General features: G+C 39.5%; 15 protein-coding genes. 10 read left to right on the top strand and 5 right to left on the bottom strand.

What is annotated here, in order from left to right; all coding sequences use genetic code 11:
* Positions 1-56: 56 nt before the first annotated feature.
* The 3 genes from Q0590_RS16145 (at position 57) to Q0590_RS16135 (ending at position 2,241) form a co-directional block, all read left to right on the top strand.
* Positions 57-1,376, top strand: coding sequence for a TolC family protein (locus Q0590_RS16145; RefSeq protein ID WP_302038607.1), 1,320 nt, complete (start codon positions 57-59; stop codon positions 1,374-1,376).
* Positions 1,377-1,444: 68 nt separating this feature from the next.
* Entirely contained in the window at positions 1,445-1,972 is a 528-nt protein-coding gene (locus tag Q0590_RS16140; RefSeq protein ID WP_302038606.1) for a hypothetical protein, read from the top strand.
* Between the two features lie 80 nt (positions 1,973-2,052).
* Positions 2,053-2,241 carry a PspC domain-containing protein gene (locus Q0590_RS16135; RefSeq protein WP_302038605.1) on the top strand — a complete coding sequence of 63 codons (189 nt, stop codon included), beginning with the start codon at positions 2,053-2,055 and terminating at the stop codon, positions 2,239-2,241.
* A gap of 10 nt (positions 2,242-2,251) precedes the next feature.
* Here Q0590_RS16135 and Q0590_RS16130 read toward each other — a convergent pair whose 3' ends face one another.
* From Q0590_RS16130 to tgt, 3 genes are read right to left on the bottom strand one after another with little or no spacing between them, the layout of a single operon-like run.
* On the bottom strand, positions 2,252-3,169 hold the full coding sequence (locus Q0590_RS16130) for a DMT family transporter (protein ID WP_302038604.1): 918 nt from the start codon (positions 3,167-3,169) through the stop codon (positions 2,252-2,254).
* A 60-nt stretch (positions 3,170-3,229) separates the two neighbouring features.
* On the bottom strand, positions 3,230-4,306 hold the full coding sequence (locus tag Q0590_RS16125; protein ID WP_302038603.1) for an LptF/LptG family permease: 1,077 nt from the start codon (positions 4,304-4,306) through the stop codon (positions 3,230-3,232).
* A complete protein-coding gene (gene tgt, locus Q0590_RS16120) occupies positions 4,303-5,433 on the bottom strand; it encodes a tRNA guanosine(34) transglycosylase Tgt (protein WP_302038602.1) in 1,131 nt (376 codons plus the stop codon). The genes Q0590_RS16125 and tgt overlap by 4 nt, the downstream gene beginning before the upstream one ends.
* Positions 5,434-5,743: 310 nt before the next feature.
* On the opposite strand from tgt, the gene Q0590_RS16115 reads away from it, so the two are divergent.
* The 5 genes from Q0590_RS16115 to Q0590_RS16095 all read left to right on the top strand — a co-directional run bounded on the left by Q0590_RS16115 (position 5,744) and on the right by Q0590_RS16095 (position 9,544).
* Positions 5,744-6,877 carry a glycosyltransferase gene (locus tag Q0590_RS16115; RefSeq protein ID WP_302038601.1) on the top strand — a complete coding sequence of 378 codons (1,134 nt, stop codon included), beginning with the start codon at positions 5,744-5,746 and terminating at the stop codon, positions 6,875-6,877.
* On the top strand, positions 6,868-7,476 hold the full coding sequence (locus Q0590_RS16110; RefSeq protein ID WP_302038600.1) for an RNA polymerase sigma factor: 609 nt from the start codon (positions 6,868-6,870) through the stop codon (positions 7,474-7,476). Before Q0590_RS16115 ends, Q0590_RS16110 begins: the two co-directional genes overlap by 10 nt.
* Before the next feature lie 97 nt (positions 7,477-7,573).
* Complete coding sequence (gene rsmG, locus Q0590_RS16105) at positions 7,574-8,194, top strand: 16S rRNA (guanine(527)-N(7))-methyltransferase RsmG (RefSeq protein ID WP_302038599.1); 621 nt, start codon at positions 7,574-7,576, stop codon at positions 8,192-8,194.
* A 464-nt stretch (positions 8,195-8,658) separates the two neighbouring features.
* Positions 8,659-9,075, top strand: coding sequence for a response regulator (locus tag Q0590_RS16100; protein ID WP_302038598.1), 417 nt, complete (start codon positions 8,659-8,661; stop codon positions 9,073-9,075).
* A 73-nt stretch (positions 9,076-9,148) separates the two neighbouring features.
* Positions 9,149-9,544 carry a response regulator gene (locus Q0590_RS16095; protein ID WP_302038597.1) on the top strand — a complete coding sequence of 132 codons (396 nt, stop codon included), beginning with the start codon at positions 9,149-9,151 and terminating at the stop codon, positions 9,542-9,544.
* A 9-nt stretch (positions 9,545-9,553) separates the two neighbouring features.
* Here Q0590_RS16095 and Q0590_RS16090 read toward each other — a convergent pair whose 3' ends face one another.
* Positions 9,554-11,092, bottom strand: a complete 1,539-nt coding sequence (locus Q0590_RS16090; protein WP_302038596.1) for a S8 family serine peptidase — start codon at positions 11,090-11,092, stop codon at positions 9,554-9,556.
* 162 nt (positions 11,093-11,254) lie between these two features.
* Between Q0590_RS16090 and Q0590_RS16085 the strand changes: the two genes are divergently transcribed.
* Positions 11,255-12,547 (top strand): aminopeptidase P family protein, encoded by a 1,293-nt coding sequence (locus Q0590_RS16085; protein WP_302038595.1) that lies wholly within the window; start codon positions 11,255-11,257, stop codon positions 12,545-12,547.
* A 109-nt stretch (positions 12,548-12,656) separates the two neighbouring features.
* On the opposite strand, the gene Q0590_RS16080 is transcribed toward Q0590_RS16085, so the two are convergent.
* Complete coding sequence (locus Q0590_RS16080; protein WP_302038594.1) at positions 12,657-12,908, bottom strand: hypothetical protein; 252 nt, start codon at positions 12,906-12,908, stop codon at positions 12,657-12,659.
* 305 nt (positions 12,909-13,213) lie between these two features.
* On the opposite strand from Q0590_RS16080, the gene Q0590_RS16075 reads away from it, so the two are divergent.
* The gene (locus Q0590_RS16075) at positions 13,214-14,197 is read left to right on the top strand and encodes a YihY/virulence factor BrkB family protein (protein ID WP_302038593.1); all 984 of its coding nucleotides are present in this window, start codon (positions 13,214-13,216) and stop codon (positions 14,195-14,197) included.
* Positions 14,198-14,377 lie beyond the last annotated feature (180 nt).

Below are 14,377 nucleotides of genomic sequence, written 5' to 3'. Positions count from 1 at the left end.
TTATTCAACCGTTTTTATTACAATTTTGCATACACAACCTAACGTTTTAATCAATTATGATAAAAAACATTTTTATCGTATCTCTTTTATTATCTGTTCCATTTTTTTGTAAAGCACAGAACGCATCACCTGTAGATACTCTCACTATTGAAAATGCAGTTCAGCTGGCATTAGAAAAAAACTATTCCATAAAGATTGCTCAAAATCAAAAGCAGTTTGCAGCGAACAATTTTAGTTACGGGTATGCAAATTTTCTTCCTACCATAAATCTGGATGCTTTACGAACCAACTCCGTTAGTGATACCCGCCAGGTTTCATTTAATGGGGATGTAAGAGAAGTAGATAATGGAAAATCGAACAGACTTTCTGCATCTGCCTTATTTAACTGGACTATCTTTGATGGACTTCGCATGTTTGTTGCGTACGACCAGTTAAGAGAATTAAAAGCTGCCGGTGAAGAAAGTGCCCAGATTGATATAGAAAATTCTGTAGCCCTGGTAAGTAATTCCTATTATGACATCATACAACGGCAGGAACGGGTAAGTGCCTTTCTGGATGCCCTGAAAATATCGCAACAACGCCTGGATCTGGCACAAGCCCAGTATGAGGTAGGATCAGGTTCCAAGTTAAATTATCTGGCTGCACAAGTAGATTATAATACAGATAAAGCTGCGTTAATTTTGCAGGAACAAGAATTACAAAAAGCTAAAATTACATTTAATGAGTTTTTGGGCAGAGAACCCAATGTCGAATTTGTGGTAACAGATACCATTATTGTGGATGAAAACATAGACCTTGGAACGTTACGTGCCTCTGCCCTTCAGCGGAATCCTAACTTACTATTAGCCCAGCGAAATAAAAATATTGCGTATTTAGATACCCGGGCTATCCGGGCAGAACGATTTCCAACCCTCAACCTGACAGGTGATTATACTTATTCCAGAACGGAAGCGGCGGCAGGTTTTGCCTTAAGTAACCGGAATAACGGCTATACCTATGGAGCCAGATTGACCATGCCTATTTTAAACGGATTTGATATAAACCGGCGGGTGCAAAATGCCAAGGTTCAGCAGGATATTAGCAATTATCAGCTGGAAGCTTTACAGGTACAACTGGAAGCCGAAATACAAAGGGCTTATACGGACTATACAAACAGCTTGACTCTCGTAAACCTGGAAAAACAAAACCTGGAAGTTGCCCGTCAAAACATTGATATTGCCCTGGAAAGATACCGCCTGGGCGTATCTACACCCCTGGAACTGCGCGAGGTGCAGCGGAATGCGGTTGCTACGGAAAGCCGCTTGATAGAAGCGGAATTCAATGCAAAATTAGCTGAAATAGAATTAATGCGGTTAAGCAGCCGGATTATCGAATAAGCCTTTATAGTTCACAATAGAAGCATATTTATGAGTAGTTTGCATATGGATACATATGCTTTTATTTTATGCGTAAAATTATTCTCATCAGTGCTTCCTTATTGCTTATCGGAGGTATTATAACCTACATAACACTAGGAGGTTTAACAAAGCCACAATTTACTACCCAACCGGTCTCTGGCTATCTAATGGCTGGTGTTGCTTTTAAAGGGATGGCCTCTAACGAAGGGTTGCTGAAGCTGTTTGAGCAAACCCGTATCTATCATCAGCAGAACAAACTGCCCGGTACTCTGGCTGCCTTGTATGTGGATATACCTAACGCAGAAAAAGGAGAAGTAGAGGCTTTTGTAGGTGTAGTTGTAAAAGATTCGGCTACTGTTTTGCCTGATAAGTATATCTATAAATATATTCCTGCCGATAAGGCAGCACAAGCCACTATAAAATCTCACTATCTGGTAGCTCCTTCGCCTGATAAGATACGGGCAAGCTTGCTGAATTATGCGCAGGAAAGAGGGTTACTATTGCAGAATTTTGTAATAGAACAATATATAGGAGATAATCACATTGTTGTAGAAATCCCTGTAAAAAGTGAGTAATTTTAATGTACGTAGAGCTGATTGATTATAGTAGCACAAGGGATATACGTAGGAACAGACATAATTAAAAAAGTAAATGTATGACAAAGAAACTGAAACGTTCGCAGACTAACCGCATGTTGACCGGTGTTTGCGGAGGCATTGCCGAATATATGAATGTAGATGCTACCCTTGTACGTGTAGCTTTTGCTGTTGCAGCGGTCTTGGGGGTGGGTGCACCAGGTATTGTTTATCTTATCTTGGTGTTTATTATGCCAGATGAATATTAACCGGCAGACCTTATCTGGTGGGTTTCGCTAAACGGTAAGATTTTCTCTTGGCCAGATAATTTTTTAAAACCGGATAAAGTAATACAGCTGAGAGTATGATAAGTGTCCCCAGGTAAAAACCTGGGGTCATTTTTTCAGAATCGCCAAAAAACAAAAAAGCTAACACTATTCCATACACCGGCTCCAGGTTCACAGTTAAGTTAATGGCAAACGCTGAGAATTTTTTCATCAGTTGCACGGCTACTGAATAGGCATATACCGTGCATACGAAAGCAAGTATGGCAATATAGAACCAGTCATTTAAGCTGGGCGTTAAGTGTAGTTGTCCATTGTCGGCAAGAAACCACTGATAGAAAGGCAGAAAAATCCCTGTAACCAGACAAGCTCCAACCATTTCATAAAAAGTGATCGTATACGCATAATATCTGCTGCTGAATTGCACATTTATCACCGTGAAGAGTGCGGCTAGCAAGGCGGATGTGATAGCCATACAAATACCCAGTGCATGGGTAAATTCAAAATGAAAAATAACATATAAGCCCAAAATTACCACCACCCCAATGCCCATTTCCAGCAGGCTTATTCTCCGGCCAAGCATCAGTGGTTCCAGCAAACTTGTCCAGAGAGAGCCGGTAGCCATGCCCGCCAGACAGATAGAAGCAGTAGAAACTCTGGCTGCTCCAAAAAACAGTATCCAGTGAGCCGCAATTAACCCCCCAGTCAGCAACATACGGATCAAATCTGTTTTCTGAATAAAGAGTTGTTCTTTTTTTTGCATTAGCATAGCTCCTAATAGTAGTGCAGCCAGCAACGTGCGGAAGAAAACAAGTTCTACGGTGGGTATGGAAATCAGTAAACCCAAAATGGCGGTGAATCCCCAGATAAGTACAATAAAATGGAGTTGTAAATAATCTTTTAAAACGGGCATAGATAGTGGCAGGTAGACTGATGTAAATGCAGGTTAGCTAAACAGGATAAAACAAGAAAGTTACCGGGGAACCGTATGGTACATAACCAGCCCAATACCAGAAAAAATAATGTTAGGTAGCCAAACAGCCAGCAAAGGGTCCATGGAGCCAGTTTGGGCAATGGCGCGGCTCATAATAAAGAATAGTATATAGACAAAAGCTAGTACGAACCCAAAGGCAATCTGGAAACCTACACCACCCCGGCTTTTGCGGGCAGAAACAATTACACCTATCAAGGTCAGAATAATGATAGCAAAAGGACTGGTAAACCGCAGGTATTTCTCTATCTGGTAAATGGCTACATTGTCTGCCCCGCTTTCTCTCAATTCGTTAATAAACGATTCCAGCTCGTTAAGGGTAAAGGTTTCGTACAGCATATAATTGTTGCCGAAAACCTTTGGATGCAGGTTAATTAAGGTATCTAAAGTATCACCATAGGAAATGGTTTCTTTCATGCCATCAAAGGTGCGGAGTTTGTAGTTCCGGATCAGCCACTTTTCTTGCTTAGGCTTCCACTCTATCCGTTGGGATTCCAGCTTTTCTAGCAGCTTGGTATCTACTATTTTTTCCATCGTAAACTGGTAGCCAACATCATTGGTTACATCGTAGGTACGCAGATATACATAGGTGTGAGGAGCTATTTTCTTATGGATATCTCTGGAATCGTTGTAATAAGGGTCTTTCAGGTACTGCCGTTCAAAATTAACCCGTACTTTGTTAGAATTAGGAATAACCCACCCCGAGAAGAGAAAGATAACCAACCCAATGATTATGGCACCTACTACATATGGCACCATAAACCGCATAAAACTGACCCCGCTGCTTAAAATGGCAATTACCTCTGTGCGGGAGGCAAGTTGTGCGGTGACAAACACGGTGGCAATAAATACCGTAATTGGACTCAGTAAATTGGCTATGTATGGTATAAAATTTAAGTAATAATCGTAGATAACGGCTTCTGTAGGGGCTTTCCGTTTAATAAAATCATCGTTTTTCTCTGTAAAATCTATTACTACGATAATGGCAACCAGGATGAGCACCACAAACAAAAAAGTGGACAGGAATTTTTTCAGAATATATAAATCCAGAATTTTCATAACCGTTGCATCACTTGTTGAACCATCTTGTTTTTCCAGGCTGCATAATTTCCCGCTATAATCTGTTGACGGGCCTGCTTTACGAGCCACAAATAAAACGTGAGATTATGTACACTGGCAATCTGGGCAGCCAGGTATTCGCCGCTTATCACCAGATGCCGCAAATATGCCTTTGAGTAGGCTGTACTTACGTACCCTCCCAGCATTTCATCAATCGGACTAAAGTCCTTTTTCCACTTTTCGTTCTTGATATTAATAATGCCTTGTGTAGTAAAAAGCATGCCATTTCTTGCATTTCTGGTTGGCATTACACAGTCAAACATATCTATACCCAAAGCAATGGCTTCCAGAATGTTGGCAGGTGTGCCTACTCCCATTAGATAACGGGGTTTATGCGCAGGTAATATACCACAAACCAGTTCTGTCATCTCATACATCAGTTCAGCCGGTTCTCCTACCGATAAGCCGCCAATTGCATTGCCTTCCCGTTCAAAAGAAGCAATAACCTCAGCCGACTGCTTACGTAAATCTTTAAAGGTACTGCCTTGTACAATTGGAAACAAAGTCTGGCTATAGCCATATTCCGGGCTTGTGCTATCAAAGCGGTCGCAGCAGCGTTTCAGCCAGCGGTGGGTCATCTCCATCGATTTGCGGGCATAGCTGAATTCGCAAGGGTAGGGGGTACATTCATCAAAAGCCATTATAATATCTGCCCCGATAATGCGCTGAATATCCATTACATACTCTGGTGAAAAATGATGCGTAGATCCGTCTATATGCGATTTGAACGTAACCCCTTCTTCCTTTATTTTGCGTGTGCCGGATAAGGAATATACCTGGTAGCCTCCGCTATCGGTTAAAATAGGTTTTTGCCAGCTATTGAATTGGTGCAAACCGCCAGCTTTATTAAGTACATCTAACCCGGGTCTTAAGTATAAGTGGTAGGTATTTCCCAGAATAATGTGTGCTTGTATATCGTCTGTTAATTCCCGCTGATGCACCGCTTTTACTGAACCTGCTGTGCCTACCGGCATAAAGATAGGTGTTTCTATAAGACCGTGTTCGGTGGTGATACTACCGGCTCGTGCGTTGCAATGTGTATCTTTTGCGTGTATGTCAAAATTCATTCGTATTCTTCCCAGACTGTATCTTTGAGAGCTAATATTTCCATAAGTTGAATTTGTTAGGTAACCTATGAAATTATTTTGTTAAAGAACAGTTTTAACTATAAATAAAGGTGTATAAAATCGGAGTAAATAGATATATTCCTATCAGGATGAACCTGCTTTTTTTATCTATGCCTACCATATAGAGTACAAGCTTACATCCGTATAAAGGCACAAAATTATGCCTTATTCTTCATATTCTTGTTCCTAATTTTGAATTTATATTTACGCACCCATATTGAAGTATAGAATAGTTTAACTTCCTTAATTTGTGAACATTTATACCGTTTTTATTCATATCATCCTCTACAGCTTTATAGCAAGTGTAGCCGTTCAACTTTTATACTGGGCAAGTATTTTTTCCCGGCTTGCATTCTATAAGCAGGCACCTGCTGCCCCATCTGATTCTTTAAAGAAACCTGGCGTATCGGTAATTGTCTGTGGCTGGAACGAGCTGGAAAATTTGAAAAAGCTTATCCCCAGGTTGTTAGAGCAGAATTACCCGGTTTTCGAACTAATTATTGTAGATGATAGGTCTAACGATGAATGCTACGATTTTCTATTGTTTGAATCATTCAAACATGCGCAGATGCGGCTGGTTCGTATTAATGAGACACCTGATCATATTACGCCGAAGAAATATGCCCTCAGCTTAGGAATAAAAGCTGCTCAATACGATATTATTCTGCTAACCGATGCCGATTGTATGCCCCAGTCCATCGACTGGATCAGCCAGATGCAGCAAAAGTTTTCTGCCGAGAAACAAGTTATTCTAGGGTATTCGCCTTATGTGTATCATAAAGGCTTATTAAATTTTATGATCAGATATGAAACCTTTTATACGGCAGCACAGTATTTTTCTTTTACATTGGCAGGCTTGCCTTATATGGGAGTAGGCAGAAATCTGGCTTACACGAAATCTTTATTTATATCCAATAAAGGCTTTCATTCACATTTGAATGTATTGGGTGGCGACGACGACTTGTTCGTAAGCGAAGTAGCCACCCCAAAAAATGTGGCCATCTGTATTGAAAAGCAAGCACATGTGGTTTCAGTTCCAAAAACAACCTTTCTCTCCTGGTACAGGCAGAAAAGAAGGCATTTGTCGGTAGGAAAACATTATACTTTCCGTAATAAAGTGATGCTGGGCCTGATGTCATTATCACAAATGATGTTCTGGTTTACATTCTTTATATTGCTTTTCTCTAACGAGTATATCCCATGGGTACTGGCCGGATTTTTAATCAGAACTTCTACCCAACTATGGATGTTACAGAATATAGCAAAAAAGATAGATACTACGATAAAGTGGTTTTTTATTCCTATTTTTGATCTTTTATATACTATTTATTACATCATTATAGGTTCATCCGTTTCTATTTCAAAACAGGTAAGATGGAATTAGACAAACAATTTTCAGATAAAGCTCTTCAAGATTTTAAATTGATTGACCTTGCCAAAGAAGAGGGAGATCAGAAGGCTTATGCTGAATTAATGAAGCGATACAAAAAACCGTTATATCACACCATCCTGAAAATGGTCAGGAATGTAGATGATGCGGAAGATTTAACCATAGAGGCCTTTGCTAAAGCTTTTAAAAGCCTGCACAAATTCAAGAAAGACTATACCTTCAGTACCTGGCTTTTCAGAATTGCTACCAACAATTGTATTGATTTTATCCGGAAAAAAAAGCTCGAAACTACCAGTATCAGTTCTTCTTTCCGCGACGATAATGGCGACGATGTGGGCATGGACATTAAAGATATAAATCTGAATCCACAGGAAGAAGCTATTAAAAGCCAGAAGGTAGAAATTATGCAGCTAATTATAACCAAGCTGCCTCCCAAATATCAGACATTGGTGAACCTGCGGTATTTCAGAGAATTGTCTTATGAAGAAATAGCGGAAGAATTACAAGCTCCTCTGGGTACCGTAAAGGCACAACTTCACAGAGCCCGCGAACTGCTGTATGACCTGGTAAAAGATAAAAAGGATTTCATATAACAAACTATAACTAGAGACGTGATATTTCACGTCTCTAGTTATTTACACCCAACTAACATAGTTTACATTAACGCCGGTCGGTTAATCCTCTACTGCTTTGGATCTTCTACTTCACTATTTTCCTGACCTTACCCAGCAGCAATTGGAGCAATTCAAACAACTACAGCCGCTGTATGAAGAGTGGAACGAAAAAATCAATGTCATCTCCCGCAAAGACATCGAACAACTTTACGAACGGCATGTATTGCATTCATTAGGAATAGCCAAAGTGGTTTCGTTTAAGCCAGATACCAGTATTTTAGATGTAGGTACTGGAGGCGGGTTTCCGGGAATACCCTTAGCTATTTTGTTTCCTGCGTGCCATTTCCATCTGGTAGATTCTATCGGGAAGAAAATTAAAGTAGTGCAGGAAATAGCCAGAGCCTTAAACCTTAAAAATGTAAAAGCTGAGCAAAACCGGGTGGAAAAACTAGAAGATAGCTATGATTTTGTGGTGAGCCGGGCAGTAACCCATTTGAAAGAATTACACAACTGGGTGCGGTATAAAATTAATAAGCCTTATAATAATACTTTGAAAAATGGTATTCTGGCATTGAAGGGGGGCGACCTAACGGAAGAACTAAACGAAGCAAGGCTCAAACACAAGATTTATCCCCTATCAGCTTATTTTGACGAAGAGTTTTTTGAGACGAAGAAAGTAGTTTATGTGGCAGGTTAGGCTTCGTTATATTCTTTGCTCTGCATTACTACATTTGTAAATCTTGTTTGTTTATTAAAAACAGACAATAAACCTTTCTTTACTTACATCTGCTTACATCCTTTTAGCATTGGTTACTTTATAGAAACACTTTATGGAAAGTGTTCGCTTCATGAAAATATAAAGTTAAATTGACTGGATATATAGTGTACAAACGTATTTTGTTTCTGCCGTATTCTGGCCGTTTATTTAACAGAAAATAGGTATATCAGGGATAGAGTAGCTTAGTTTAAAGTGCACAACTAGTTACCCATACTGCAGCTTTTTATACTGTATACAAAAAACTGGTTTGCGGCAAAAAGAGCCACGATTAACTATTTTCAAAAATTTAATTTCATATATTACCTGCATGCGGAATATTTAATTTAGGTACAACAGAGTGATGCCAAAGCAATAACTTTGATTAAATGTTAACCAATCAGGAAATGGAAAATAACGTAGATTTAGTCATGCTTGTGGATGACAACGATACCGATAATTTTATTAGCAAAAGAATTATAGAAATCACCAAGTTTGCCAAGCGTGTAGAAGTAAAGAACTCAGGAAAAAGTGCCCTGGAATATTTAGAAAGAGAAAAATTTAATGCCCACAACCTGCCTGATATAATCTTCTTAGACATAAATATGCCCATAGTAGATGGCTTTGTCTTCTTATTTGAGTTTGAGATGTTTCCAGAAGAATTAAAGAATAAGTGTAAGATCGTAATTTTATCAAGTTCTGATAATAAACGGGATATTGAAAAAATAGTAGATAACAATTACGTAGTGAAATTTGTCACAAAACCATTAACAGAAAGCGCTTTAACAGAAATAAAAAGATTGCCTCAGTTAGTAAGCAAATAGTTTTACACGTATATTTAATAATCCATGGCATGTTGAATCCTCCTATTTTACATGCCATCATTTTTTCCTGCGTATGACAAATATCTACAAAAGCGTATTATTAATAGACGATAACGAAGCCGATCAGCTAATAGCCCGTAAGCTGATGCAAGTTACAGGTTTTGCTAAGGATATTTGTATTAAAAACACCAAACAGAGTGCATTAGATTACTTAACCAATGCACGCAACCATTTAAGTGAAGTGCCGGATGTTATTTTCCTGGATATTAACCGTCCGGCTATAGATGGCCTCTCCTTTTTACATGCCTACGATGCCATGCCTGCTGATTTTAAGAAGAAATGCAAATTGGTTGTCCTTTCCAGTACAGATAACAGGCATGATATAAAGGAAGTGTATGGATATAGCAGTATTGAGGCTGTGTTACCCAAACCGCTTACCACAGACTCCATCATGCAGCTAACGCATTAAGATCTACCCTCACTCCCAGATTACTTCTATTACTTCGTTTCCTAAATCTACTGTTGTTTGCTTCTCCTGAGGCAAACGTTTTACTTCCAGTTCGCCTTTTAGTAACCCAACCAGTTTCTGCTCCAATACAAAAGACTCATTCTTTTTGCGAAACAATACAGCCCTTTCAGCCGATTTGTCCTCTGCTTTTACACGAAATACATTCCCTTTCTGCTTTACTACCCGGATATTGTTTAAAGAAAGAGTAGAGTCTTTTAATAATTGAAGTGCCTTGCCAGCATCAGGCACACCATACCCTACAAAGTTGTTTCCATACGGATATAAATGAGCTGATTTTTCAATAAGTAGTTTCAGTTGTTTGTTGGTTAATGTGGAGTCAGCTTGCATTAAGCAGGCAGCAAAGCCAGTTATGACTGGGGCAGAAAATGAGGTTCCGGAAGGGGAAAAACAAGCTACATTAGGTTTCAGGTAGGGTAAAAATTCTGGACCAATGCTGCTATAGCCTATTTTATCTCTGGACTTTGCCTTAGTGGCTCCTACCGAAATCACGCCTTCAGCATCTGCCGGAGTAGATACAATACGCCATTTAGGGTCATCGCCTTCGTTACCTGCCGATACAATAACAAGCATTCCTTTTTCTTCAGAAGCAATACGGGTAGCCCGACTAATGATACTGGTTTTCCCATCCATATCTTGTGGTTTGTAATTTTCTTTAGGATTAGTAAAACCAACAGCATAGCCTAACGATGTATTAATAAGCCGGATACCTAAACTATCCATGCGTTCCATAGCCATTATCCAGTTATCTTCTTCTTGCCTGGTTTCCCGGGTGCCGTGGTCGGTACGTGCCAGACAGAACTTTGCCCCAGTAGCCATGCCATACTGCAGTTTTTTAGTGGGCTCAAATCCGGCAATCATCTGTAAAACTTCTGTTCCATGAAAATCTGAATTAGTCTCCAAACGGGTAAAAGGCTCTGTATTGGCTGGGTTTACATAGTCTTGTACATCGGCAATGCGGTTTTCACTAAGCAGGTGTTGCAAGCTCTTATTGTCGGTTACCCCATAGAAGCCTACATCTATTACACCAATCGTAATGCCTTTTCCTGTGAGGGCCTGTTCAGTAAATACAGAAGCGTTCAGCTGGCCCATTACTGTAGAATAATATTCCGGCGTTAGGTTTTCAGAGGGATAGCTACTGATTTGTAAATGCCGGTCTATAGGAATTATTTCTTGTATAAAAGAAAATTGTTTTATTCTTTCCAGGAGCTGTGTATCCAAAAAAGCAGAAGTAGCATTCAGCCATTTAGACGTGCATAGCACTTCCACTCCAGCTATCTGCAAACTGTCTATATAGCCTGCATGTACAGGCAGATCAGATACTTGTGCCAGGGGAAGTTTTAGATTTTTCCGGTTGCTTTGATTTTTTGCCGATAACTCATAGGTATTATTTTCAACAGGTTTGTCTTTAAATACTACCCAGTACTTCTGTTGCGCTTGTACACTTCCTAACAGACAATAAAAAAAAAGGATGTAGGCTATTTTTCTCATAAAATTCCTGCTGATGAAGTAGGTGCCGGAAGCCATATTTTATCTGAATTTATAGTATTTTTAGGTTTTAACGTACGACAGACACAGGTTGCTGAAATCACCAAAATAAAAAGTTTACAGCCACCTATTCCACCATTATCCACTAAAGTAAAGATACGCAATATGAAATACTTGCCTATTGGAAAAGAATTATTTACAGGGAACCGGCAAAACCTGGCAAAACTCCTTCCGCCGAATGCTATGGCTATTCTACATTCTAATGATATTATGCCGACTAATGCAGACGGTACAATGGGTTTCCGCCAAAGTAGCGACTTATTTTACTTGTCTGGGATTGATCAAGAAGAGAGCATTTTGTTAATTTTTCCCGATACCCATGAACCCAAGCACCGGGAAATACTTTTTCTTCGCGAAACCAATGAACACATTGCCATTTGGGAAGGGCATAAATACACCAAAGACGAAGCCAGAGAAACGTCCGGTATACCTACTATTTACTGGACCCACCAATTTGAACAAGTGTTGCATGGCCTACTGACCGAATGTGAATTTGTCTATCTGAATTCCAACGAACACACCCGGGCCGTAGTGGAAGTAGAAACCCGTGAAGCCAGGTTTGTTAAATGGTGTAAAGACAAATATCCTCTGCATACCTATAAGCGTCTGTCGCCACTGATGCACCAGTTGAGGGCTATAAAGTCGGAAAAGGAAATAGAATTGATTCAGCAGGCGTGTAATATCACCGAAAAAGCATTCAGGCGGTTACTTACCTTTGTAAAGCCGGGCGTAACAGAATTTGAAATTGAGGCCGAGCTATACCATGAGTTTTTGCGCAACCGCTCCAGAGGCCCTGCCTATGCGCCTATTATTGCTTCTGGGGCCAATGCCTGTGTGCTGCACTATATAGATAATAACAAGGTTTGTAAAGATGGAGAGGTAATCCTACTCGACGTAGGAGCCGAGTATGCCAACTATGCGGCCGATATGACTCGCAGCATTCCAGTGAATGGGTGGTTTACAGGCCGCCAGAAGCAAGTGTATGATGCTGTACTGCGCGTCATGAGAGAAGCTACCTCTATGTTAGTAACCGGCAATATATGGGACGAGTACCACAAAGAAGTAGGTAAAATAATGGAAAGTGAGCTGATTGGATTGGGTTTGCTAGATGCAGCTGAGGTACGTAAACAAGATCCGGAAAGACCCTTGTACAAAAAATATTTTATGCATGGCACCTCACATTTTCTTGGGCTGGATGTACACGATGTAGGAAACAAGTACCGCCGTTTTGAGCCAGGTATGGTCTTTACCTGTGAACCAGGCATTTATATACCTGAAGAAGGCTTGGGCATACGGCTGGAAAACAATATTCTGATTACTAAAAATGGTAATATTGACCTGATGAAAAATATTCCCATTGAAGCAGAAGAAATAGAACAGTTAATGAATAGCAGATAAGTAGTAAAATCTGGAAATGTGTCAATGTGGAATTGAAAACAAAGCAAATTTACAAGACCATCCGTCTGTTTATTCTCAACCCTTTCTACTTAGCACATTTCCAACTTAATTAAATATCCAGGCTGCTATGTCGTTTATCGGCTTCTTCATATTCTTTGGCCGGAATCACTTCAAAGCCATCGTCATACATCTCCTGCAGATCGTCTTCCGTTAATTCATACTCATCCTTGCTGATCATGTCTTCTTCAATCATGATCTCAGTGCCATCATAAATATATTCATCCTCAGGATCTTCAATCTTGTCTATTTTAAAATAAACAATTCCATCTTCATATTCATTTTTGAGATATAACGTCTTCATGGTAATTGCGGTTTTAGTAAAGAACTCTACTACTTACGTTAACGGATAAGATCCGTTTTGATTTTTGTTTGGCGGCAAAAATCGGAAAATAAAGTATGCTTTCCAATACAGGAAAACTATACACGCAAGCACATACGAAGAGTAATAGAAACAAAAGTCAGGTGATAGGCTGCTTTTAGGCCAATAAGCAGTTGAAAACTAATGTGATAATTAGACATAGTAGCTAAAAAACCAAACTATAGTGCAATATGATTCGTATGCGTAAATAATTCTTAGTCTAAGATGTTACCAAGAGTTTATCGGTTATGAAGAAAAAATTAGTAAATATCTGGTCTTTTTTGAAAGATTTGTTTGCTGAATGGTCAGCAGATAATTGTTTTCAATTAGCAGCAGCCTTATCGTATTACACCCTCTTTTCTATAGCCCCTATGCTGATCATTGTAATTTCAGTGGCAGGGTATTTTTTTGGAGAAGATGCCATTAATGGAGAAATTCAACGGCAACTCTCTGGACTTATTGGTGCAGATGGCGCATCGGCTGTAAGTACAATGATACAAAGTGCCTATGTTGATGGAAAAGGGTTGTTGCCAACAATTATAGGGATAGGTACGCTTTTCTTATCGGCAACGCTGGCATTTACGGCCTTGCAAGATTCACTGAATAAGATATGGAAAGTTAGTCTGAAACCTCAGAGCGGGATTATGGCTGTGGTGATCAACCGGGTGTTGTCCTTTGCAATGGTCATAGGTATTGGATTTTTGCTATTGGTTTCCATGGTTATTAATAGTTTACTGATTGCCTTAAGCGCCTATATTGAGAAAGTATTGGATTCGTATTCTATTTATCTGATTCAGGCGTTAGCATTTCTTATATCCTTTACAGTTATTACCCTGCTATTTGCTATGATCTTTAAGTTTCTGCCCGATGTTAAAATCAGATGGAAAAACGTATGGCTGGGGGCAATTATTACCACTATTCTGTTTTCTATTGGTAGATACGCTATTAGCTGGCAGATAGGGAATAGTGACCTGACCAATACCTATGGAGCAGCAGCTTCTATTGTTACCATAATCTTATGGGTTAACTATTCTTCCTTAATTCTGTTTATGGGCGCTGAGTTCATTTATGTATATGTGCGTAGGAAAGGAGAAGATATTAAACCCAACAGTCATTCGGAAAAAATACGGTATGGCCGGTCAGAGAAAGAGATGGGCAAACACGATAATAAAGCTCCGGCATATACCTTCAATAATGGCAAAGCCGTAGTTATTGAAAAGAACGGGCGATAACTGTTTTTTACAAAAGTTACTTGATTTTCATTTTTTGCACACAGGTACTTCGATGATAGAAATTAGCTGTTACATTAATTTCTATCATCGAACCAGGCTTATTTAGAATGGCTATTGGTGTATTTGGGATTAATTGTTAGTTTTGCAGAAGTTTGCTGCACACAGGTCTGTAATACAGCA

Origin of the sequence: Rhodocytophaga aerolata, from assembly GCF_030503435.1 — a bacterium.
GTDB classification, from domain to species: domain Bacteria; phylum Bacteroidota; class Bacteroidia; order Cytophagales; family 172606-1; genus Rhodocytophaga; species Rhodocytophaga aerolata.
Note: the sequence above shows the minus strand (reverse complement) of the source record. Positions and strands in the feature narration are given on the sequence as shown.